18 protein-coding genes are annotated in these 22,423 nt (G+C 71.5%); 13 read left to right on the top strand and 5 right to left on the bottom strand.

The window, feature by feature from the left end:
- The first annotated feature begins 1 nt into the window (after nt 1).
- Genes ACIQRL_RS21405 through ACIQRL_RS21395 form a run of 3 tightly spaced genes read left to right on the top strand, consistent with a single transcriptional unit; the run spans nt 2 to nt 5,388 of the window.
- The gene (locus ACIQRL_RS21405) at nt 2–1,816 is read left to right on the top strand and encodes a tetratricopeptide repeat protein (RefSeq protein ID WP_401333600.1); all 1,815 of its coding nucleotides are present in this window, start codon (nt 2–4) and stop codon (nt 1,814–1,816) included.
- Nucleotides 1,813–3,699: a sulfite exporter TauE/SafE family protein gene (locus ACIQRL_RS21400; protein WP_401333597.1), complete on the top strand. Its 1,887-nt coding sequence runs from the start codon at nt 1,813–1,815 to the stop codon at nt 3,697–3,699. The genes ACIQRL_RS21405 and ACIQRL_RS21400 overlap by 4 nt, the downstream gene beginning before the upstream one ends.
- Before the next feature lie 45 nt (nt 3,700–3,744).
- A complete protein-coding gene (locus ACIQRL_RS21395) occupies nt 3,745–5,388 on the top strand; it encodes a serine/threonine-protein kinase (RefSeq protein ID WP_401333595.1) in 1,644 nt (547 codons plus the stop codon).
- Between the two features lie 91 nt (nt 5,389–5,479).
- Here the strand turns inward: ACIQRL_RS21395 and ACIQRL_RS21390 are convergent, their stop codons facing one another.
- Entirely contained in the window at nt 5,480–6,286 is an 807-nt protein-coding gene (locus tag ACIQRL_RS21390; protein ID WP_401333592.1) for an SGNH/GDSL hydrolase family protein, read from the bottom strand.
- A 410-nt stretch (nt 6,287–6,696) separates the two neighbouring features.
- Here ACIQRL_RS21390 and ACIQRL_RS21385 point away from each other — a divergent pair, with 410 nt between their 5' ends.
- The 5 genes from ACIQRL_RS21385 to ACIQRL_RS21365 all read left to right on the top strand — a co-directional run bounded on the left by ACIQRL_RS21385 (nt 6,697) and on the right by ACIQRL_RS21365 (nt 14,188).
- Complete coding sequence (locus ACIQRL_RS21385) at nt 6,697–7,122, top strand: hypothetical protein (RefSeq protein ID WP_401333590.1); 426 nt, start codon at nt 6,697–6,699, stop codon at nt 7,120–7,122.
- A gap of 518 nt (nt 7,123–7,640) precedes the next feature.
- On the top strand, nt 7,641–8,459 hold the full coding sequence (locus tag ACIQRL_RS21380; RefSeq protein ID WP_401333587.1) for a glycosyltransferase family 2 protein: 819 nt from the start codon (nt 7,641–7,643) through the stop codon (nt 8,457–8,459).
- Nucleotides 8,456–9,469 (top strand): glycosyltransferase family 2 protein, encoded by a 1,014-nt coding sequence (locus ACIQRL_RS21375; RefSeq protein ID WP_401333584.1) that lies wholly within the window; start codon nt 8,456–8,458, stop codon nt 9,467–9,469. The genes ACIQRL_RS21380 and ACIQRL_RS21375 overlap by 4 nt, the downstream gene beginning before the upstream one ends.
- Complete coding sequence (locus tag ACIQRL_RS21370) at nt 9,466–10,263, top strand: polysaccharide deacetylase family protein (RefSeq protein WP_401333581.1); 798 nt, start codon at nt 9,466–9,468, stop codon at nt 10,261–10,263. Before ACIQRL_RS21375 ends, ACIQRL_RS21370 begins: the two co-directional genes overlap by 4 nt.
- Nucleotides 10,256–14,188: a lipopolysaccharide biosynthesis protein gene (locus ACIQRL_RS21365; RefSeq protein WP_401333578.1), complete on the top strand. Its 3,933-nt coding sequence runs from the start codon at nt 10,256–10,258 to the stop codon at nt 14,186–14,188. The genes ACIQRL_RS21370 and ACIQRL_RS21365 overlap by 8 nt, the downstream gene beginning before the upstream one ends.
- 59 nt (nt 14,189–14,247) lie before the next feature.
- Here ACIQRL_RS21365 and ACIQRL_RS21360 read toward each other — a convergent pair whose 3' ends face one another.
- Entirely contained in the window at nt 14,248–15,675 is a 1,428-nt protein-coding gene (locus ACIQRL_RS21360) for a xylan 1,4-beta-xylosidase (protein WP_401334441.1), read from the bottom strand.
- A 167-nt stretch (nt 15,676–15,842) separates the two neighbouring features.
- Between ACIQRL_RS21360 and ACIQRL_RS21355 the strand changes: the two genes are divergently transcribed.
- Nucleotides 15,843–16,937, top strand: coding sequence for a DUF5925 domain-containing protein (locus ACIQRL_RS21355; protein WP_401333577.1), 1,095 nt, complete (start codon nt 15,843–15,845; stop codon nt 16,935–16,937).
- A 456-nt stretch (nt 16,938–17,393) separates the two neighbouring features.
- Here ACIQRL_RS21355 and ACIQRL_RS21350 read toward each other — a convergent pair whose 3' ends face one another.
- Nucleotides 17,394–17,768, bottom strand: coding sequence for a GntR family transcriptional regulator (locus ACIQRL_RS21350; RefSeq protein ID WP_401333575.1), 375 nt, complete (start codon nt 17,766–17,768; stop codon nt 17,394–17,396).
- Nucleotides 17,769–17,839: 71 nt separating this feature from the next.
- Between ACIQRL_RS21350 and ACIQRL_RS21345 the strand changes: the two genes are divergently transcribed.
- Together ACIQRL_RS21345 and ACIQRL_RS21340 are read left to right on the top strand one after the other, a co-directional pair.
- A complete protein-coding gene (locus ACIQRL_RS21345) occupies nt 17,840–18,769 on the top strand; it encodes a GNAT family N-acetyltransferase (RefSeq protein ID WP_401333572.1) in 930 nt (309 codons plus the stop codon).
- A complete protein-coding gene (locus ACIQRL_RS21340) occupies nt 18,750–19,250 on the top strand; it encodes a DUF402 domain-containing protein (protein ID WP_401333569.1) in 501 nt (166 codons plus the stop codon). Before ACIQRL_RS21345 ends, ACIQRL_RS21340 begins: the two co-directional genes overlap by 20 nt.
- Before the next feature lie 283 nt (nt 19,251–19,533).
- Here ACIQRL_RS21340 and ACIQRL_RS21335 read toward each other — a convergent pair whose 3' ends face one another.
- A complete protein-coding gene (locus ACIQRL_RS21335) occupies nt 19,534–20,157 on the bottom strand; it encodes a class I SAM-dependent methyltransferase (RefSeq protein WP_401333566.1) in 624 nt (207 codons plus the stop codon).
- 186 nt (nt 20,158–20,343) lie between these two features.
- On the opposite strand from ACIQRL_RS21335, the gene ACIQRL_RS21330 reads away from it, so the two are divergent.
- The gene (locus tag ACIQRL_RS21330) at nt 20,344–20,478 is read left to right on the top strand and encodes a hypothetical protein (RefSeq protein ID WP_103553260.1); all 135 of its coding nucleotides are present in this window, start codon (nt 20,344–20,346) and stop codon (nt 20,476–20,478) included.
- A gap of 84 nt (nt 20,479–20,562) precedes the next feature.
- On the opposite strand, the gene ACIQRL_RS21325 is transcribed toward ACIQRL_RS21330, so the two are convergent.
- On the bottom strand, nt 20,563–21,015 hold the full coding sequence (locus tag ACIQRL_RS21325) for a GNAT family N-acetyltransferase (RefSeq protein ID WP_401334438.1): 453 nt from the start codon (nt 21,013–21,015) through the stop codon (nt 20,563–20,565).
- A gap of 243 nt (nt 21,016–21,258) precedes the next feature.
- Here ACIQRL_RS21325 and ACIQRL_RS21320 point away from each other — a divergent pair, with 243 nt between their 5' ends.
- Nucleotides 21,259–22,320 carry a lytic polysaccharide monooxygenase gene (locus ACIQRL_RS21320; RefSeq protein WP_401333562.1) on the top strand — a complete coding sequence of 354 codons (1,062 nt, stop codon included), beginning with the start codon at nt 21,259–21,261 and terminating at the stop codon, nt 22,318–22,320.
- Nucleotides 22,321–22,423: the final 103 nt, after the last annotated feature.

The raw sequence follows: 22,423 nt of genomic DNA, 5'->3' as shown, positions 1-22,423 counted from the left end.
CATGTCCCCGCGTACGAACGAGAACGCGACGCCGGACGCCGAGACGGCCACGCCCGACGAGAGCACCGTGGGGGCCATGCCCACCGAGAACACCGCGGAGGCGACACCGGCCGAGGACACCACGGGCAACGCGCCTCGTGAGGACACCGGCGCCGACGCCGAGCGCGTCAAGGGCATCGAGGCGCCGGAGCGTGACACGAGCACGTCGGAGCCGACGCCCGTCGAGGACACCGGCGTAGCCGCGTCCGGCGACGACAACGGCGGGGCCGACTCCGCCGAGGAGACCGGCGAGGTCGCTTCCGCAGACGACGCCGGCGAAGCCACTTCCGCCCAGGACAACACCGGCGAAGCCGCTTCCGTCGGTGACACCCCCATGGCCGCGTCCGGCGAGGGCACCTCGCTGCTCGGCGCCGACGGAGCCACCGCGGGTGTCGCCGACGTGGTGGACGAGCGGGTGGCCGCGGTACGGCGGCTGTCGCAGTCGCAGCGTCGCTGGCGGGCCGCTCAACTCGGTTTCTGTGCCGCCGCGTTGGCCGTCGCGATGACGGCGGGCGCGGTGGTGCTCGGGGCCCTGCGGGACGGCGCGACGACTCCCGCCGTCGCGGCCGTGTCCAACGGTGTGTCACCACAACTGCTCGCCAGCGGCGACCTCGACGCGAGCATCCTCTCCCTCCAGGCCCATCTCCGCACCCAGCCCAAGGACTTCAGCGGCTGGGCGACGCTCGGCCTCGCCTACGTCGAACAGGCCCGCACCAAGGGCGACCCCTCCCGCTATCCGCAGGCACAGGAGGCGCTGAACCGCTCCCTGAAGCTGCGCCCGGACTACGACCCCGCGCTCGCCGGACGGGCCGCCCTCGCCGCCGCCCGGCACGACTTCGCCGGCGCCCTGAAGAACGCGGACCTCGCGCTGAAGCAGAACCCCTACAGCGAGCGCGCGCTGTCCTCCCGTATCGACGCACTCGTCGAACTCGGCCGCTACGACGAGGCGTCGAAGGCGGCCGACCTGGCGGACTCCCGGCGGCCCGGCGTCCCCGTGTTCACCCGGTACGCCTACGTCCACGAGCTGCGCGGCGACGTGAAGACCGCCCGCCGGGTCCTGCTGCAGGCGCTCGCGACGGCGACCAGCCGCGGCGACGTCTCGTACGTCACGTCGGCGCTCGGCCAACTGGCCTGGAACCAGGGTGACTACCACGCGGCCCTCACCTACTACGCACGGGCGCTCGCCGCCGACGACAGCTACCTCCCCGCCCTCGAAGGCCGGGCCCGCACCCAGGCCGCGCTGGGCGAGCGGGCGGCGGCGATCAAGGGGATGGAGCAGGTCGTCCAGCGCTACCCGCTTCCGCAACCCCTGGTCGAACTGGGCGAGTTGTACGAGGCCCGTGGCGGATCGGGCGACACGCAGAAGGCCCACGACCAGTACACGCTGGTGAACGCCTGGATCTCGCTCGCCCACGCCTACGGCGTCAACGCCGACCTCGACACCGCGCTGGCCGCCGCCGACCACGGCGACCACAAGGCCGCGCTGCAGGCGGCCCGCGCCGAGTGGGCCCGCCGGCACACCGTGCACACGGCGGACGCGCTCGGCTGGGCCCTGCACGTCTCGGGCCACGACGCGCAGGCCCTGCCGTACGCCCGCGAGGCCACGGCGACGGGCTACCGCAACGCGTCCTTCCTCTATCACCTCGGGGTCATCGAGCAGGCCACCGGGCACACCGACAAGGCCCGCACCGCCCTGAAGGCGGCCCTGGACCTGAACCCGGGATTCTCGCCGCTGGGCGCCGCCAAAGCCCGTACGGCGCTGAAGGCCGCGCAGTGAGGGCGCCCCGGTTCCTGGCCGTCTGCGGGACGATCCTGACCGCGGCCTGCGCCCTCGTACTGGTCCCCTCCGGGCAGGCGAGCGCGCATCCGCTGGGCAACTTCACCGTGAACCGGTACGACGGACTCGTCGCCGCCCCGGGGCAGTTGCGCGTCGATCACGTCGAGGACCTGGCGGAGATCCCCGCCACCCAGGCCAAGCCGGACATCAAGAGGCTCGGTATGGCCGAGTGGGCCCGGCAGCGGTGCGAGACCGCGGCCCAGGGCAGCAAGGTCACCGTCGGCGGGCGGGCGGTGGCGCTCACCTCGGGCGCGAGCCGAGCCCGCCTGCGGCCGGGGCAGGCGGGACTCAACACCCTGCGCGTGGAGTGCCGGCTGACGGCGCCCCTGCCGGGCAAGGGCACGGTCACCGTCGGATTCCACAGCGCGGGCGCCGACCGGGGCCCCGGCTGGCGCGAGATCACCGCCCGTGGCGACCGGATGACGCTCGCCTCCTCGGACGTACCGAGGAAGTCGGTGTCGGCGGAGCTGACCACGTACCCGAAGGCGCTGCTCTCCTCGCCCGCCGACACAGCCACCGCGTCGCTGCGGATCCGCCCCGGCGGCCCCGCCCTCGTCGAGGAACGGCGCGACGCTCCGGCCGCCTCGGTGCTGCCGCGCGGCGCCGACCGCTGGACCGAGGCCCTGAACAACCTGGTGGCCCGTCATCACCTCACCTTCGGCTTCGCCGCGCTGGCCCTGGTCATCGCCGTCGGCCTGGGCGCGATGCACGCGCTCGCGCCGGGCCACGGCAAGACCCTGATGGCCGCGACGGCGGCGGCGCGCGGGGGCCGGGCCCGGCTGAAGGACGTGCTGCCGCTGGCCGCCTCGGTGACGGTCACCCACACGCTCGGGGTCGTCGCGCTCGGCCTGCTGGTCACCGCGGGTTCGGCGGCGACCCCCTCCGTGATCGCCTGGCTGGGCGTGTCCAGCGGCGTCCTGGTCACCGTGGCAGGCACGACGCTCCTGCGGCGGGCCTGGCGCAACCGGCCCTCCGGACTCGGGCACGATCACGGGCACGGCCACGACCACGGACATCCGCACGACCCGGGCCACCCGCACGACCACGACCACGGCCACGCCCACGAATCCGCTCACGGACACGCGCACGAGCACGGCCAGGACCGGGTCCCGGCCCATGACCACACGCACGAGCACGGACCGGACCACGCGCACGACCACGATCACTCGCCCGCCCCCCGGCACACACACGAACACGATCACGATCACGTGGCCGCTCCGCACCGGCACGCCGACCATCCCGTGCGCCCCCTGGTGCTCGCGCACGCCACCGCCTCCGTGACAACCAGCGCTCCCACCTCGACCGCGACCACAACGGCAACGGCAACCGCAACCCAACTCCACGACCACCCGCACCCGCACCCGCACCCGCACGACCACCACCACGAGCACGAGCCCCACCACCACTCCGGCAAGACCACCCGCTCCTCCGCCCTCGAACACACCCACGGCGGCTTCACCCACACCCACGAGGTCGCGCCCACGCTCCGCGGGACGATCCTGCTCGGCTTCGCCGGTGGGCTGGTCCCCAGTCCGTCGGCGGTCGTCGTGCTCGTGGGCGCCGCGGCGCTCGGACAGGCCTGGTTCGGCCTTCTTCTCGTTCTCGCGTACGGCGTCGGGCTCGCCCTGACACTGACGGCGGCCGGGTTCGCCGTCGTCAAGCTCGGCACCGGTGTCAACCGGGCCCTGGCCGGGCGCCGGCAGTGGGCCGAAGGACGCGTCGTGCTCCTGGTCCGCAGGACGGCACCCCTGGGATCGGCGTTGATCGTCGTAGCCCTCGGGGCCGGATTGGTGCTCAAGGGGGCGGCATCCGTACTCGGCTGAGCTACTTTTGGGGAGAAATCGCGCGGATGCGAATGGGGGACGCACGTGTCCGAAGATCCGGGCAGTGAACGTGTGATCGCGGGGCGCTACCGGCTGCTCTCGCCCTTGGGCGAAGGCGGTATGGGAACGGTGTGGCGCGCCCGCGACGAAGTGCTGCAACGCGAGGTCGCCGTGAAGGAGGTCCGCGCGCCGGCCGGGCTTCAGACATCCGAGATCGAGCGGATGTACGCGCGCCTGGAGCGGGAGGCTTGGGCGGCCGCCCGTATCTCCAACCGCAATGTGGTGACGGTGTACGACGTGGCCCTGGAGGACGGCCGGCCCTGGATCGTCATGGAGCTGATCCGCGGCATCGCGCTCTCCGATCTGCTGGACGCCGAGGGGCCGTTGGCGCCGCAGCGCGCCGCCCACATCGGCGCCGAGGTGCTCGCCGCCCTGCGTGCGGCGCACGAGGCGGGGGTGCTGCACCGGGACGTGAAACCGGGCAACGTCCTGATGGCGAACGACGGCCGGGTCGTGCTGACGGACTTCGGGATCGCGACGGTCGAGGGCAGCTCCGCCCTGACCATGACCGGCGAGGTCATCGGATCGCCCGAATTCCTGGCGCCGGAGCGGGCGTTGGGACGTACCCCCGGACCCGAGTCGGATCTGTGGTCGCTCGGAGTGCTGCTGTACGCGGCGGTCGAGGGCAACTCGCCCTTCCGGCAGAACACTCCGCTGAGCACCCTGCGGGCCATCGTCGACGAACCACTGCCGGTGCCCCGTCGTGCGGGTCAACTCGGCCCCGTCATCGAGGGGCTGCTCGCCAAGGACCCGGCCGAGCGGACGAGCGCGGAGTCGGCCGAGCACCAGCTCCGCGCGATCGCGGCGGGCGGTACGGCGCCCACCCGGCCCATGGGGGCCGCGCCCCGCGGTTCAGACGCCCCGACGATCGCGGCGTTCAACCAGCCGTCGCCGGCCTCGCCGACACCGCCCCAGGGGTTCGGCCCGCCTCCCCCGACCGGGCCGGCTGCCACCACCAGGGTGGAGCCGGACCGCAATCGGCGCGCGGCCGTCGCACTGATCGCGGGCCTGGTGGCGCTGGCACTCGCCCTCGGCGGGCTGACGTACGCCCTGCTCAACCGGGACAACGGCAACGCCGGGAACAGCGGGCAGGGGACCAGCAGCGGGGGCACCGGCAGTACCACCGACGGCGGCGGGACCTCGGGCGGCAAGAAGAGCGACAGCGCCACGGCCGGTGCGACCGGTGGCGGGAGCCCCTCCAACAGCGCTTCCGGCGGCGGTGCTTCGACCAGCGCTCCGCCCGCGCAGTCGGTACAGGTGACGGTCGCGGGTCACCACACCGACTACCGGGGCACCTGTCCGCCGCCCGGCACGGAGGCTCCCTCGTTCACGGTGACGTTCACGGTGGGGCGCGTGCCGGCGGATGTCGAGTACCGCTGGGTGACGCAGACCGGCGACGTGACCGATCCGAACTGGAAGACGCTCTCGTTCCCCGCGGGCGGCGGCAGAACCCAGCAGAAGACGGTGGTGGCGACGACGTACGACACGAGCGGGGAGTTCGCCAACGCGATCAGTGTGGAGGTCCGCAGCCCGGTCCGCGTGACCTCCAACTCCGTTCCGTTCACTATCACTTGTGCGACGGAGACCCCTACGGACGGGGCCTCCGCTTCCGTGTCCGCGTCCCCTTGACGGGGCTGACGGTGTCCCCCCGTCAGGGCGTACGTTCTCCCTCGGCGGGACGGGTGCTCTCTCGAAGGGTTCCGGGAGTGGGGCCCGGAGGTCAGGCGGCTCCGGAGAAGGCCGGCAGATAGCCACCGGAATGGCCGGCCGCGGTCGGGTGGTACGACTCGCCGATGTCCAGCCAGTTCAGGCTGTGCAGCCAGGCGTCACCGGAGCAGATCTCGTGGCCGGTGAAGTTGCCGCGTACATCGGCGAACGTGAAGCCGTGGGCGGCGGCACGGGCGGCGATCGCGCTGTCCAGATAGTCGGCGGCGCCGTTGATGGCGGACCTTTCGTTCTCCGAAAGTCCGGTCAGGCAGCTTCCGTTGAGCTTGTAGAAGCGGGGGTAGCCCAGGACGACCACATGGGCGGCCGGGGCCTTCGCGCTGATCGCCGAGTAGACCGAGTCGAGGTTTCCGGGGAGCGTGGAGTCGACGTACGCCTTCGCCGTGGCGATGCGGGCGAGGCAGGTGCTCTCGGACTGCAGGACACAGGTCGTCATGACGTCGGAGAACCCGGCGTCGTTGCCGCCGATGGTGATCGAGACGAGGCCCGTGGCGGAGCTGAGCGGGCCGAGCTGATTCGCCGTGACATCACCCGTACGAGCGCCCGAGCAAGCGGTGAAGTCGAACGACGAGGGTGAATGGGCGGCTTTCCAGAGATACGGATACGCGTTCGTGCTGCGATCGCACGAGCCGCTGGAGCTGATGTAGCTGCCTGCGCCGACGCCGGAGGAATAGGAGTCACCGAGGGCCACATAGCCGGTGGCCGCCGCGGTTTGCGCCTGCGCCGCGGCTGCCCCGGTGAGGGCGAGGCCGACGGCGAGGAGGAGTGAGGTCACGGATGCCGAAAATCTGGGACGTTTCATGGAACCTCCCTTTAGCAGGATCTCTGCCACAACTTTGGTAGCAGCTACGCATGTTGACAGGAAGTGTCCATGCCAAGACTCATAGGCATCAGTCGCCGGATCCGCCCCCGTTCATCCCCTATTCCGCTACATGTCCATGACAGTCAGATGCCGGTCAGGTGACACGGACGGCGGCCCGCCAACTCCCCGGAGGCCGCCCCGGCGTCACACATATGGCTCGACGAGACCGTCCTCCGCCCACCAACTCCGTGGTTTCACACGGCAGTTACCGAAGGAAAGCGTCAACTCCGGAAGTGCGCGTTCAAAAGACGGCCAGAACTCCCGGGAACGCCGCCCGCGCCTTGACGTCCACAGGACCATTGCGCCACATTGAAGTCCGGCATCCGGCGCTTCGGGGGGCAAAGTCGCCAATGCAGGCCATAGGTATCAAGACATCATCGTCCGACACCGCCGAGCGGTCGCGGAAGGGTCCGGGGAGGGACCTCCTGCCGTTGCTCGCGGGTGTCGCGACCGTGGTCGGGGGCGTCGGCGCGTTCCTGGCACTCGCCGATGTGAACTCACCCCTGCGCGGCCCGTTCACCCTGTTCTTCCTGCTCGCGGCGCCGTCGGCCGCCATCGCGGCCGCACTGCGCGGGCTGGAACCCTTCGGACGCGTCCTCGCGTCCCTCGCCGGCGCGGTCACCCTGGACATGCTGGTGGCCCAGGGCATGATCGCCGTCCACCGCTGGTCGGTTCCCGGCGGGATCGTGGCGGTGGCCGCACTCAGCTCGCTGATTCTCCTGCTGGCGCTGGCGCGGCGACGGGGCGACCGCAGGACGGGCGGACGGACCCTCTGACGACCAGGGGCCGGAACGGAACATCAAGGATTCCCCCGGGGAGGCGGCACGTCCGCGCGCCCGAGGGGTGGGTGGTGACACCCGGCCGGAGCCGTTCGCGCCGGCCTGCGGGATCCTCAAACGGATGGGAGAAATCCACTCGAGGCGCCGAGTAACGGTCAAACCAACAAAAACGTGAGGCCTCGTTCCAGGTCTTGCCATACAGACTCAATCGTCAATACCGTCGTACATCTCACCCGCATCGGTCCATCATCAGCGGCTCTAGGGGAGGGCTCAAGGACCGCGATGGTTTCCGGAGCGGGGCGCGGTTGGGGGGTGCCGTACTCGGTGACCAGACCTGTGCCGAGTCGTGCCGCGCGACCGGCTCCTCTTTTCGGAGCCGGCCAGTTTTGCCAGCTCACCCGGCATGCACGGAGATCCATTTCAGTATGCCGTCAGTGAGAACCCCCCTTTCGAACCGGACAAAGAGCCGGACCGCCCAGGGGCGGGCGGTCCACCGGACGAGAGGGATCAGACTCATGAGCTCAGTCCTGCGCCCAGCCATTTCGGGCGATGATCCGTCAGTGGCCGCCAAGTACCGGCCCATCTCATCTCACCTGGCCATCGCGCCGCCGGTGAGTGTCGTGATTCCCGCCATGAACGAGGCGGAGAATCTCCCCTACGTGTTCAAGACCCTTCCGTCGTGGATCCACGAAGTGGTCCTGGTCGACGGCAACTCCACCGACAACACCGTCGAGGTGGCCCGCGACCTGTGGCCGGACGTCAAGGTCGTCGGGCAGCGCGGAAAGGGCAAGGGCGACGCCCTGATCACCGGGTTCGAGGCGTGCACCGGCGACATCATCGTGATGGTCGACGCGGACGGCTCGGCCGACGGCCACGAGATCGTGTCGTACGTCTCCGCGCTGGTGTCCGGGGCCGACTTCGCCAAGGGCTCGCGGTTCGCGAACGGCGGCGGCACGTCCGACATGACGCCGATCCGCAAACTCGGCAACCGCGTGCTCTGTGCGACCGTCAACGCCAAGTTCGGCGCCCGCTACACCGACCTCTGCTACGGATACAACGCGTTCTGGCGGCACTGCCTCGACAAGATCGAGCTCGACTGCACGGGCTTCGAGGTCGAGACCCTGATGAACATCCGGGTGGTCAAGGCAGGGCTCAAGGTGCAGGAGATACCGAGCCACGAGTACCTCCGCATCCACGGCACCAGCAATCTGCGCGCCGTGCGCGACGGGCTGCGGGTGCTCAAGGTGATCCTCAAGGAACGCTCCAACCGGCGCGCGCTGCGCCGCAGGCCGCACGCCGCCCAGCTCGACTCCGGCCAGGGAGAGGTGTCTTGAGCACGCAGGACATCTCCGTGGTGATCTGCGTCTACACCGAGGACCGCTGGGAGGACATCCTCGCGGCGGTCTCCTCGGTGCGGGCGCAGTCCCTGCCCGCCCTGGAGACGCTGCTGGTCGTGGACCACAATGCCGTCCTCCTGGAGCGGCTGAGCGGGGAGTACAAGGAGACCGACGGGGTGCGGGTGCTCGCCAACGCGGGCCCCCGCGGTCTGTCCGCCGGCCGCAACACCGGGATCGCCGCCTCGCGCGCAGCCGTCATCGCGTTCCTCGACGACGACGCCGTCGCCGAACGGGACTGGCTGCTGCATTTCGCCGAGGGTTACACCGATCCACGGGTCATGGCCGTCGGCGGCCGTACGATGCCGATCTGGGCGTCCGGCCGCCGTCCGGCCTGGTTCCCCGAGGAGTTCGACTGGGTGGTGGGCTGCACGTACAAGGGGCTGCCACCGGGCCGCGTCCGGGTCCGCAATGTCCTCGGCGGCAACGCCTCTTTCCGTCGAACGGCGTTCGACGCGGCGGGCGGCTTCGCCACCGGCATCGGCCGCGACGGCGACAAGCGCCCGCTGGGCTGCGAGGAGACGGAACTGTGCATCCGCCTCACCCGTGCCCGGCCGGACGCGATCCTGCTGATCGACGACCGCGCGGTCATCCATCACCGGGTGCCCGAGGCCCGCGAGCACTTCGGCTACTTCCGTACCCGCTCCTACGCCGAAGGCCTGTCCAAAGCCCTGGTCGCCCGAAGTGTGGGTGCCGACAAGGGACTTGAGTCGGAACGCCGCTACTCGACCCGGGTGCTGCCGGCCGGCGTGCTGCGCGGACTGCGGGACGCCGCGCTGGCCCGGCCGGGCGGCGCGGGCCGCGCGGGCGCGATCGTCGCCGGGGTACTGACGGCGGCCGGGGGGTACCTACTCGGGAGCATCCGGGCCCGCCGGAGCGGGGCCACGTTCTCCGTGGTCTCCGTCACGGCGGGCGAGGGGGTCCCGGACGACGAGGGGGCGGCGGCATGAGCGAACCGGTACCGATCCTGATGTACCACTCGATCGCGCGGTCGCCCAACGACGCGACCCGGGCGCTGTCCGTCTCCCCCGAGGCCTTCGCCGAGCAGATGGCGCTGCTCGACGACCGCGGCTTCACGCCGCTCGACACCGCCCGGCTGGCGTCGAGTTGGCGCTCGGGCGGACCGCTGCCCGCGCGCCCCGTGCTGATCACCTTCGACGACGGCTACGAGGGCGTGCACCTGCACGCACTGCCCGCGCTCGCCAAGTACGGCTTCGCGTCCACCCTGTTCGTCTCGACGGGGTGGATCAGGGGCGCCTACGACACCGGGGGCGGCCTCGACGCCATGCTCGGCTGGGACCAGGTGCGCAGGCTCGCGGGCGAACAGATGGAGATCGGCGGGCACAGCCACACCCATCCGCAGCTCGACCAGATCGCGGACGACGCGCTCTGGTTCGAGCTGCTGCGCTGCAAGGAAATCATCGCCGCCGAACTGGGCGCCCGCCCGGTGTCGTTCGCGTACCCGTACGGCTACTCCAGCCCACGGGTGCGCCGTACGGTGCGCGAGGCGGGGTTCGCCCAGTCGCTCGCCGTCGGAAACGGTCTCGCACGCCGACGCCAGGGCCCCTACGCCCTGCAGCGCGTCACCGTGCGTCGTACGACCGGTATCGAGGAGTTCGAGCGGCTGGTCGAGGGCCGCGCGATCACCCGTACCTTCGCCCGGGACCGCGCCCTCACCAAGGGGTACGCCATGGTCCGAAGAGCACGACAGGTCCGCCGGAAGGCCATCCGTTCCCGTGTCTGACACGACCACCACAACCCAGGCTTCCACGCCCCCGACCGAGGCACCCGAGCAGCGGCCGGGCCGCCGCCTGCGGCTGCCCGGCCGGGGGCGCAAGGGGGCCGACGGGGGAAGCCAGCTGTTCCGCAACGCCTACGCCCTGATGCTCAACACCGGGATCTCCGCGGTGCTCGGGCTCGGGTACTGGCTGCTCGCCGCCCGCTACTACACCGACGCGGCGGTCGGTCAGGGCTCCGCCGCGATCGCCGCGATGAAGCTCCTCGCCGGCGTGACCGCGGTGACGCTGACGGGTGCGCTCGCCCGCTTCATCCCGGTCGCGGGGCGTGCCACCGGGCGGCTCATCTTCCGTACGTACGCGGGCAGTTCGGTGGTCGTGGCGGTCGCCGCCGGGATCTTCCTGCTCACCCTGAACGCATGGGGGCCCTCGTACCGCTTCCTGCACGGCACGCTCCACGGGCTCGGCTTCGTCATCGCGGTCGTCGCCTGGTCGCTGCTGACGCTCCAGGACGGCGTGCTGACGGGGCTGCGCAGCGCGCTGTGGGTGCCGGTGGGCAACACCGTGTTCTCCGCGGTGAAGCTGGTGCTGCTGGTCGCACTCGCCGCCGCGATCCCCACGTCGGGCGTCTTCGTCTCCTGGGTGGCCGCCATCGCCCTGTCGGTGGTGCCGCTGGGACTGCTGGTGTTCCGACGGCTCGTTCCCCGGCACATCAAAGCGACGAAGGACCATGCGAAGCCGCCGTCGCTCAAGGAGATCGGCCGCTTCCTCGCCGGTGACTACACCGGTTCGCTGTTCTCGCTCGCCGTCGTCTATCTCGTCCCGGTGATCGTGGCGTCGCAGGTCAGCTCCGCCGACAACGCGTACTTCTACATCACCACGACCATAGGCGGCACGGTCAACCTGCTCGCCATCAACATGGGCGCCTCGCTGACCGTCGAGGGATCGCACGAACCGGCACGGCTGGCCGCCGACACCCGGGCCGCGCTCAAGCGCATGGCCCGGATCATGCTGCCGGTGTGCGGACTGCTCTTCCTCGGCGCCCCGTTCATCCTGCACGTGTTCGGCGACGGCTACGCGCACGCGGCGACCCCGCTGCTGCGCTGGTTCGCCGTCGGCGCGCTGCTGCGGGTGGTCATGGAGACGTACTTCGCCGTCCTGCGCGCCCAGAGCCGGACCTCCGGACTCGCTTATCTGCAGGGCCTGTTGTGCGTGCTCGTGCTCGGCCTCACGGTGTTCCTGCTGCCCCGGATGGGCCTGACCGGCGCGGGTGTCGCCGAGATCTCCAGCCTCACGGTGATCGTGACGATCGCCGCGCCCAGGCTGTTCAGGATCGTCCGCACCGCCCCGCCCGCCGAGCGGCCCGAGGACGCGGCGCCGGACGGGGACCTCGCCGACCTGGGGGCGCGCGATGTCGCCGTCACCGAGCCGCGCGAGCCGAAGCGCGGGCCCGGCTGGGCCCTCGACTCCGACACCCTCGCCCTCGGCGTGCACGTCGACTTCGACCACCAGGAACGCAGGCCCGACGTCCGTCCGGGGCCCGGCACTCCGCCGAGCGGCACACCGGCGGCGCGGCGTCCGACGTGGGCGCTGCGGCAGCCGTCCGTGGGTCTGCCGGTCGAGGCCCGCGAGCCGGGCTCGGAGGCCTCGCTCGGCCCGGCGGAGACGCCGGAGGTCGACGCCCCGTTCGAGGCGCGCGACCCAGGGAGCGCTCCGACCGGGACGCGCGGTACACCGGCCGGCGGCTCGCCCGCCGGGGCCCGGCCCGCCGAGGAGGCCCGGCAAGCCACGGAAGCCCGGTCGGCCGCCGAGGCGCGGCCGTCGGCCTCGGAGGCACGGTCGGCCGCCGAGGCACAACCGGCGACGGACAACAGACAGGGGCCGGGCGACCCGCCGCTGTCCTGGCGGCAACGCGTCCTGCGTCCGTCGAAGCCGGGCGTCGTCCTCGGCTGTCTCCTGTTCTCCGCGCTGCTCCTGTACTGGGTGCCCGCGCTGAGCCTCAACGACGGTTCCCTGGCCCGCATGGGCGGCCTGGGCCTGATCTCCGTGCTCCCGCTGCCCACCCTCGTCGGCGCGGCTCTGCTGGTCACGGTCTTCGCCTCACTGCTCTGGATGAACAGCGAGCACCGGGGCCTGCTGCTGATCACCCTGCTCGCCACCGTCGTGTCCCTGCACGCGCTGCCTGCCGTCATCGAGACCGAGCCACGGTTCGCGACCGCCTGGCAGCACCTCGGGTTCCTGGACTACATCGACCGCACCGGGTCCGCCGTGCCGGACCTGGACGCACGCTGGAGCTGGCCCGGCTTCTTCGCGGCGGCCGCGTTCGTCGCGAAGGCGTGCGGGGTCACCGACCTCACCGAGGTCATCCGCTGGTGGCCGCTCACCATCCAACTCCTCTATCTGGCGCCGATGTTCCTGCTCGTGCGCTCGATGCGGGCGAGCTGGCGCGCCAAGTGGACGGGCATCTGGTTCTTCACTCTGTGCGGCTGGGTCGGCCAGGACTACTTCTCCCCGCAGGGCTTCACCTATCTGCTGTACCTGATGTTCGTGGCGATCCTGCTGGTGTGGTTCCGGGCGCCGCGGGTGCTGTGGGGGACCCGGCGGCCTGGCGAGGCCGAGGTGGAGCCGGCGGACCGCCGGCAGCGGGCCGTGCTGCTCATGATCCTGATCGGGCTGTTCGCGGCCACGGTCCCGGCGCACCAGCTCACCCCGTTCGTGATGCTGGGCGTCCTCGCGGTCCTCGTCCTCGTCGGCCGCTCCGAACTGCGCGGTCTGCCCATCCTGTTCGCCGTCCTGGTCGCCGCCTGGGTCGGTTTCATGGCCGAGCCGTACTGGTCGGGTCACTTCAACGAGCTGTTCGGCGGGGTCGGCGGCGTCGGCAGCAATGTGTCGACGTCGGTCTCCGGCCGTATCCAGGGCGGCAGTTCGACCCACAAGCTGGTGCTCTACACCCGGGTGCTGCTCGCCGGCTCCCTGATGGTCTTCGCCTGCTGGGGCTGGTGGCGGCGGCGCGAGAACAAGTACCGCGAGCGCTCGCTGCTCGTGCTGACCTTCGTCCCGTTCCTCGGCTTCGGCATGCAGTCGTACGGCGGCGAAATGGCCCTGCGCGTCTTCATGTTCGCTGTCCCGGGCGCGGCTCTGCTCGCCGGACTCGCCCTGTTCCCGCGCACCGGTGCCACCGTGAAGGAGCGCGACAAGGACCGGGTGAGTCTCGCCCCGATCGCCGCCCTGATGGCGGGCCTGCTGCTCATGGGCGGCTTCCTGGTGGCCCGTTGGGGCAACGAGGCGTTCGAGCGGATCAGGCCGGGCGAGGTGGCGGCCATGAACTACGTGTACGCGCACGACGATCCGACGGTCCGGCTGCTGTGGATGAGCAACGACACCGCCGACAACGTGACACCCGCGATGCCGTGGGGCGCCAAGGACATGGAGAAGGTGCAGTACGTGCCCACCCTCGCGCCCGTCGACCCGGTCCTGGTGTCCGGTCTGGTCAAGGCGCTCAAGGACGCGGGCCCGAACTCGTATCTGATGATCAACCGCAGCCAGGTGGTCTACCTGGAAATGGACGTGGGCTACTCGACGACCTGGGAGTCGAGGCTGATCACCAACCTCGACGGTCGGCAGGAACTGAAGAAGGTCCTGGTCAACGAGGACGTCACCATGTACACCCTGCGGACGCAGCCCCAGGGCAGGGTCCCGCGGGCCGATCCGGGTCCGATCGGACCGCAGGTGACGTGGACGCCCTGGTCGGTCGTCGGCGGTCTCGCGGCCGTCGCCCTCATCGTGCTGCTGACGGTGCGGGAGTGGGTCCGGGTCGCGGTGCGGCCCGGCATACGGCAGTTGCAGTGGCTGCAGAGCAGCTTCTGGTTCTCGCTGCCCCTGCTGGCGGTCCTGCTGGCCTCACTGGTGCAGCGGTTCCTGACGATGAAGTGACGGACGGACCGCTCGACGGGCAGGGAGTCGTGCGTACGGGGTGATCTGGCTCAACGGGACTACCGGCTGAGCCACTTCACCTCGTACGCGGCCATCTCGAAGCGTTTCCCGTCGACCTGCGCGCTGATCGGCCGGTCCAGGGTGTTGACCACGAGGACGGTCCTGGCGGAGGCGAGGACCCGCACGTTGGGCACGTCGTCCGCGGCGACGGCCACCTTCTCGTACGCGGTCCCCGGCGGGAACGCCCTGCCGAAGCGGGAGACCAGGTCGTACATGGGGAGTTCCCTCCCCCCACCCGCGGTGTCGGTCGGGGTCCACAGGCAGCCGGCGCAGCCGGAGCCCTTCTCCTTCTCCGGGTTCCAGTAGAAGCCCGAGGAGGCGCCGCCCTTGACCATCGCGATCAGGCCGCTCGCCTGGACGGCGACCCGGTGGGTCTCGGACCAGCCCCCGCGCTCGTCGTTGCCGTCGGCCGGCTCGACGTAGTACTCGGCCCACCACAGCGGCAGTCCGTGCGTCCGCGCACGCACCCACGCGCCGACGGCCGTGAGCTTGTCGGTGGCCGCGAACTCATCGGGCAGGGTGTCGTCGTCGTCGGTGTAGCTGGAGCCGTCCACGACCACGAAGTCGGCGCCCGCCTTGTGCTCGTTCCAGTAGTCGAAGGCGTCCAGGACCCGCTGGTCCATGGCGCCCCAGGTGCCCCGCACGGTCGGGGAAGCGTCCTGGGTCTGACGCGGGTCGAAGCTGTCCATGACCAGGTAGGGGCCACCCACCATGATGTCCTTGTTCACCTTCTTCAGCGCCTTGTAGACCAGGTTGTAGAGCTGGGTGTAACCCTCGTAGTCCCAACGGCCCTTGCTGTCGTTCCAGAAGCCCTTGAACTCGTTCCAGACGATGAAGTGCCTCACGTCGGGATAGCGTCGGGCGACGGTCGCGGCGAGCGCGGCGAAGTCCGCGAAGTGGGACGGCTCCGGGGCCGTCTCCAGGGACGACTGGCTCCAATTCGTGTTGTCGGCGCCGGACTTACCGCCTTTCATCCAGTCCGGTGAGCAGCAGAGCGTGACGGTCGGGGTGCCGCCGGACCTGCGGACGAAGTCGATGCGGCTGTCCATCTCGGAGAAGTCGTAACGCCCCTTGGACGGCTCGGGGTTGCCCGCCCCCCAGCCCATGATGTGCTGGTTCTGCGGCAGCGCCACCTGGTCCTTGCCGAGCAGTCCCTCGACCCGCTCGGTGGCGGTCGCGCTGCCCTCGTCGGCGCTGAACTGGGTGTGGGTGAAGCCCCAGCCCACGTCCGGCCGCGGCGTCGCGGGCGGAGTGAGGGGTGTGCCGTGCACCTTGTCTCCGTCGCGGGTCGTGCCCGCGGTGCTCCCGCCGCCCCCCGGCAGGGTGTTGATCAAGGTCACCACCAGGGCCAGCACGGCCGCACCGACGCCGATCAGCGCGGTGAGGCGCCATCGGCCCGCCCCCGAACTCCACCCATGACGTCCCATCATGGGCCACAGTAACGGGGGATATCCGGCGCGGGACAGATCTCGTCACACCACAGCCCTGTTACAGGACGGAGGGGATACACCGGAAGAGCGGGACCGGGCACGACACACGCGACGTACCGCGGAAACCGGGTGCACGGGGCGCCCTCGTGACAGATCATGGCGACATGTCTGCGAACCCACACGACGCTCTGCCGATCAGGCTCAACGTCGACGACAGCGACTCGCCGTCGGATGTCGTCGACGCGCTGTTCCTCGGTCGCTTCGCGACGGGCGAGCAGCCGCACTCGCACGCGGCGAACATCGACCGCGTACGGTCCGGGGCCACGCTGCTCCCACCGGGCGCCCGGGTGCTGCGCTCCGCGCGCGACGACGACCGCAGCGCCACCCTCGCCGAGGGCGACGGCTGGACCCTGCTGGTGTCCCGCTGGAACCGGGGTGCCGACGTCACGGTGACCGCGACCAGCGGCGAGCTGGCCGAGAAGGTGCTGAAGCAGGCCACGGACGGCGCGGCGGACGAGCCGGAACCGCAGCCGGAGAACGTGACGATGGGCTTCTGGTACGTGTCGCCGCGCCGGGGCCCGCACCGCACGACCCGGCAGATCTCGGCGGGCACGTGGGAGGAGGTCCGCGCCAACTACACGGCGCCGGTGGCCGACGCCATGGACCGTCTGATGAAGACGACCCCGGAGGACATCGCGGGGCGGCTGCTGCTGCTCCACGGTCCGCCCGGCACCGGCAAGACCTCCGCCCTGCGCACGCTGGCCCGTTCCTGGCGCGACTGGTGCCAGGTGGACTGTGTGCTGGACCCCGAGCGGCTCTTCTCCGACGTCGGCTATCTGATGGACATCGCGATCGGCGAGGAGGACGGCACCGGCAAGGGGCGCTGGCGGCTCCTGCTCCTGGAGGACTGCGACGAGCTGATCCGCGGCGAGGCCAAGCACACCGCGGGCCAGGCGCTCTCCCGGCTGCTCAACCTCACCGACGGCCTGCTCGGCCAGGGCCGCAACGTCCTCGTGGGCGTCACGACGAACGAGGACCTGGAGCGCCTCCACCCGGCCGTCGTCCGTCCCGGCCGCTGCCTCGCCCGGATCGAGGTCGGGCCGCTGACCCGCCGTGAGGCGGTGGGCTGGCTGGGCACCGAGGAGGGCGTCTCTCGCGAGGGCGCGACCCTCGCGGAGCTGTACGCACTGCGCCGCGGCACGACCCCGACATCGGTACCGGACCAGCGGGAGGGCGCGGACGCGGGGTTGTACCTGTAGGGACCTGGCTGGGGCTGAGGTTCGGTCCTCGACCGGGGTTCGTAGTGATGCCGGGCTCGGGGCCGGGTCCAGGCTGGGCGTGGTCCCCGGCTGGGGCTGGGTCCCCGGCTGGGGCTGGGTGCCCGGCCGAGGCTGGGTCCCCGGCCGAGGCTTGGACCCGGGCCGAGGCTTGGACCCGGGCCGAGGCTTGGACCCGGGCCGAGGCTTGGACCCGCGCTGGGGCTTGGACCCGCGCTGGGGCTGGGTCCCCGGCCGAGGCTTGGACCCGGGCCGAGGCTTGGACCCGGGCTGGGGCTGAGGGGCATTATCCGGGCCCGGTTCGGGCTCCGGCCCCGGCTGGAGTCGAGGCCCGAAGCCAGTCCGGGGTGCGGTTGCGGGCTGTGGTGCGGTGGCGGCCGGCGGCCGGCGAACGCGGCTGGTGGCTGGATACCGGCGGCTGATGCCTGGTGGCTGGGGCTAGGAACCGTCCTCATAGGCGGCCCTCAGGGCGTCTCGTACGGCGTCCAGGGCGGCGTTCTCGGTCAGGCCGAGCCGTTGCGCGCGCTCGGCGTAGCCCTGTGCGGCCGACGCGGCCTCGCGTGACGCGGCGTCCCCGGCGGCGGCCACGAACGTACCGTTGCGGCCCCGCGTCTCGATCACCCCGTCCGCCTCCAGGGCCCGGTAGGCCTTGGCGACGGTGTTGGCCGCGAGGCCGAGCGACTCGGCCAGCCCCCGTACCGTGGGCAGCTTGTGGCCGACCGGCAGCGCGCCGGACCGGGCCTGCTCGGAAATCTGGGCGCGCACCTGCTCGTACGGCGCGGCCCCCTCTGTGATGCGGATCTTCAGGGTCACGCGGCGATTGTCCCGTACCCGCCGGAAAATGAGAGGCATCCGCACACGGACCCCGCGTAGCGTGCGATGCCATGACCGTGATCGTCCGCGAACTGCGGCTCGGCGACCCGGCGGACGCCGCCGCCTTCGCCCGCATCCGTCACCAGGCCCTCCCGTTCATGCTCTTCACCCCCGAGTCCATCGCGTACGACCTGGAGTGGGCCCATCCCGACGCCCACTACCGGCCGTTGCTGGCCGAGGAGGACGGGGAGCCGATCGGCACCGCGCAGGCCGGCCTCGTGTACGACAGCCCGGAGCCCGGCCAGGCGGACGTCAACATCTACGTGCACCCGGAGCGGACGGGACGCGGCGCGGGTTCGCTGCTGGCCCGCACGGCCGAGGAGCGGCTCGCCGCGCTGGGCGCGACCAGGCTGCACGCGTGGGTGAAGGACACACCCGAGGACCGCGCCTTCGCCGAGAAGCGGGGCTATCGCGCGGCGCGCTCGGCACACTTCCTGCGCCTCGATCTGGCGAACGGCACCCTGCCACCGCTTCAACCCCCACCGCCCGGCGTCGAGTTGCGCACCGGAGCGGACTTCGCGGACGACCCTCGGCCACTGTTCACGCTGGACGCGAAGACGCTCCTCGACGAACCGAGCGACGTCGACCGCGAGTTCACGGACTACGAGGCCTGGCTGACGGAGACCTGGCGCCACCCGCTGTTGAGCCATGAGCTCACCTCCGTCGCACTCGTCGACGGCCGCCCGGCGGCGTTCAGCGCGGCCCGCACCGACGGCGGCGCCCGCTACGCCACCGTCATGACAGGCACCGACCGCGCCTTCCGGGGCCGGGGTCTGGCCAAGCTCGCCAAGAACCACTCCCTGCACCGGGCCCGCGCGGCCGGGTTCACGGAGGCGTTCACCGGCAACGACGCGGGCAACGGGCCGATGCTGGCGATCAACACATGGTTCGGATACGAAATCTGCGCAACGGAGGTGAAGTATGTCCGTGACCTCGGCTGACACGCCCGACTCGTTGGAGGTCGTGCTCGTCAAGGCAGGCCGTACGAAGATCAGTTACCCGGCCGAACTGCTCGCCGACGACGGCACCCGGGTGGTCGTGCGCGCACCGTGGGCGGGCGACGCCGTCCGCGACTTCGGCTTCGTACGGTTCGAGAAGGGCGATGTCTTCACCGAGTACTACTGGCGGGACCGCTGGTACGCGGTGAAGGAGGTCCGGGACGCGGCGGGCGTGCGCAAGGGCTGGTACTGCGACATCACCCGCCCGGCCACCGTGTCCGGAGGTCGGCTGGTCGTAGAGGATCTCGACCTGGACCTGTGGCTCTCGGCCGACGGCACGGACGTACGGCGCCTGGACGAGGACGAGTTCGCGGAGAGCGGCCTCGCGACCACCGACCCGGCCGCCGCGGCAGCCGCCGAGAAGGCCCTGGACGACCTCGAACACCTGGCCCGCGAGGGCGGCTTCGAAGCACTGCTGGTGTAGGTGCCGACGTGGCGGGCGATGTCGGCTGTGGTGCCGCAGGGGTGGCGTCCGACCCGTGCGGCGCCAGTGACGGGGCGGGCGCGGGCGTCGCACACCCGGTGCCGCGCGGGCCCGCGCGCACCGACGCACGATGCCGCCCGCTCCGAGTGCCCCCTCAGAGCGCGTCATCAGAGCGCGTCATCAGAGTCTTCGGAGCACCCGCTCAGAGGGCGGCACCCCTCGGAAGGCGCGCCGGTCACGGAGCGAGCCGATCTCGGGGCGCGCCGATCAGGAGGCGCGCCGGTCAGAAGCGGGCCACCACGGCGTACCGCTCGTCGTCCACGTCCCGTCCCCACAGCTGCGCGTCGGCCGACAGCGGCTCCACGCGCAGGTCGGCGGCATCGGGCACCAGCGGCCGGAGCAGGGTGGCCATCCGCTCGGCGGATATGCCGACCGGGCTCAGGGTCCCCCACACGCCCTCGACGAGCAGCAGCCGCCCTCCCGGGCGCAGCAGTCCCCGCCAGTGCCGCAGCACGCGCTCGGGATCGGGCAGCGTCCACAGCACATGGCGGCTGATCAGGACGTCGAAGCGCTGCTCGCCGACGGGCGGTGCCACCGCGTCACCGACGAGGAACACCGCGTCGCGTCCGGCCAGCTTGGCGCGGGCGAGGTCGATCATGCGCGGCGAGAGGTCGACCCCGGTGACCCGGTGGCCCCACTCGGACGCGATGAGTGACAGGCTGCCGGTGCCGCAGCCCACGTCGAGCACATCGCCGGCCCGCTCTGGCAGCCAGTCTCGCAGCCGGTCGACCCAGGCAGCGCGGACCACGGGGTCGCGCAGGCCGTGGTCGGGCTCCTCGTCGAAGGTGGTGGACGCCGCGTCCCAGTCGACGCCCACCCCCGGATTCATGCCACTGTTACTCACCATGCGCTCCAGAGTGACACCCACCACTGACAGTCGACGGGTGCCCACCTTGGGCAGCCGATGGGGGCCCACCACGGACAGCCGAAGGGTGACCGCCGCCACAGACAGATCGCGACCGATGAGGAACTCTCCCCGAAAGGGTCTACCTCCGTACAACCGCGGAATCCGGTAGACGCCAAGGAGGCAGCCATGCGCCGTGTGACCGTGCAGAAGCCCCTGAGGAAGTCGGACTCCCGCCGCGTACGGGAGGAGCCCGACGAGCGCCCCGCCGAGCGCCCGGAGGTCCGCAAGGACATCGCGCGCACCTGGTGGCCGGACGGCTGAGCCGCCCCGCGCGGCCTGCGCGGCTTGCGCGGCTTGCGCGGCTTGCGCGGCTTGCGCGGCTTGCGCGGCTTGTGGTGAAGGCCGTCAGACCAGCCGCTTGCGGTAGTGGATCCGGTCGTACGGCCCGTCCGCGCGCCGCTCGATCACCTCGTAGCCGTACCTCGGGTAGATCTTCTGGTTCGCCCACATCATCGCGTTCGTATGGAGCCTGATCTCGTCCAGCCCGAGCGCACGCGCGTGTGCGTCCACGAAACGCAGCAGCCGTCCCCCGATGCCCCGGCCATGGGCGTTGGGGCGGACCGCGATGATGTCGAGGTAGAGATGGTCAGCGCGCTCCTCGACGACCACGAGCCCCGTCACCGGCTCCCCCGTGACGAACACCCGTCCCGCCGCCACGTTCGCCGCGTGGTCCGCCTCCATGGGCACCGGGACGACTCCGATGCGCTCGATGTACGGCTGGAACGCGGCATCGATCACGGCCTTCACGACGGGCACGTCGGCAACCACGGCGGCCCGCACTCCGAACCCCCCGGGCATCTCCCCGAACCCCTCGGGCGTCTCCCCGGGCTCCTCGGACGTCTCGTTCATGCTCCGCACGCTACCTACCTGATCGCAGTCTCAGCACTCCCTTAACAGCGCCATAAGGATCACCATCACCCGCCTCCAGCAGGCGATTCCACGGTTCCTTGGGGCTAGTTTTCTGATCGCCCCCCACGGGATCCCGCACGGAACGCCTGCGGGACTCACTCCACGCCACAGGACCGTTCGAGGAGTTCCCCCATGTCCGCACGCCGCAAGGCCGCCGGCGTCGCCGTCCTCGGCATCGCCCCGCTCGCCCTGGCCGCGCTGGCCGCCGCTCCGGCCTCGGCGCACGGCTCGATGGGGGACCCGGTGAGCCGGGTGTCCCAGTGCTACGCGGAGGGTCCGGAGAATCCCAGGTCGGACGCCTGCAAGGCGGCCGTCGCGGCGGGTGGCACCCAGGCGCTCTACGACTGGAACGGCATCCGCATCGGCGACGCGAACGGGCGGCACCAGGAGCTGATCCCGGACGGCAAGCTGTGCAGCGCCGGCAACGCCGAGTTCAGGGGACTCGACCTGGCGCGCTCCGACTGGCCCGCGACGAGCGTGAGCAGGGGCTCGTACACCTTCAAGTACCGGGTGACCGCACCGCACAAGGGCACGTTCGAGGTCTACATCACGAAGCCGGGCTACGACCCGTCGAAGCCGCCGGCCTGGGGCGATCTGGACCTGGCGCACCCGGTCGCGACGGTCACCGACCCGGCGGCCTCGGGCGGCTTCTACACCTTCTCGGGCACGCTCCCGGAGCGCTCCGGCAAGCAGCTCCTGTACGCGGTCTGGCAGCGCTCGGACAGCCCGGAGGCCTTCTACTCGTGCTCCGATGTCGCGTTCGGGGGCAGCGGCGGCGGCAAGGGCGCGGGCGGCGGCACAACTCCCGCGCCGAGCGCCTCCGCGCCGTCCGACAAACAGATCGAGGACAGCAGCGGCAAGTCGACCGTGGAACACCACGGCCACGGTGACGACGACGCCGGTACGTCGGCGGAGCCGGCCACGAGCGCGGACACCGCCGGGACCGTCGAGGACACCACGACCACGGCGGAGAGCGGGACGGCCGAGGACACGCAGGCCACCGCGGCCTCCGCAGCCTCCGCGGGGAACCTGCCGGAGGCGGCCGGTTCCGTCCGGAGTCTCGCCGAGACCGGTGGCGACTCCTCCACCTCGTACGTCGCGATCGGCGGTGCCGCCGCCCTCGCGCTCGGTGCCGCGGCGCTGTTCGCCTCGGTGCGGCGGCGCGCGACGCCGGGAAGCCGGCGCGGCCGCTAGGGCCGGACGACTCCCGGGGGCTGACCGGCGGCTCAGGCCGGACAGCCCCCGGCGGCGTGCTCGGCCGTCCGCGTTCCGTGTGGGTTCGGAACGCGGACGGACC

Source organism: Streptomyces sp. NPDC091209, from assembly GCF_044757755.1.
Lineage (GTDB): Bacteria > Actinomycetota > Actinomycetes > Streptomycetales > Streptomycetaceae > Streptomyces.
The sequence above is the reverse complement of the archived record's forward strand: the minus strand, read 5'-3'. Positions and strand labels throughout refer to the sequence as shown.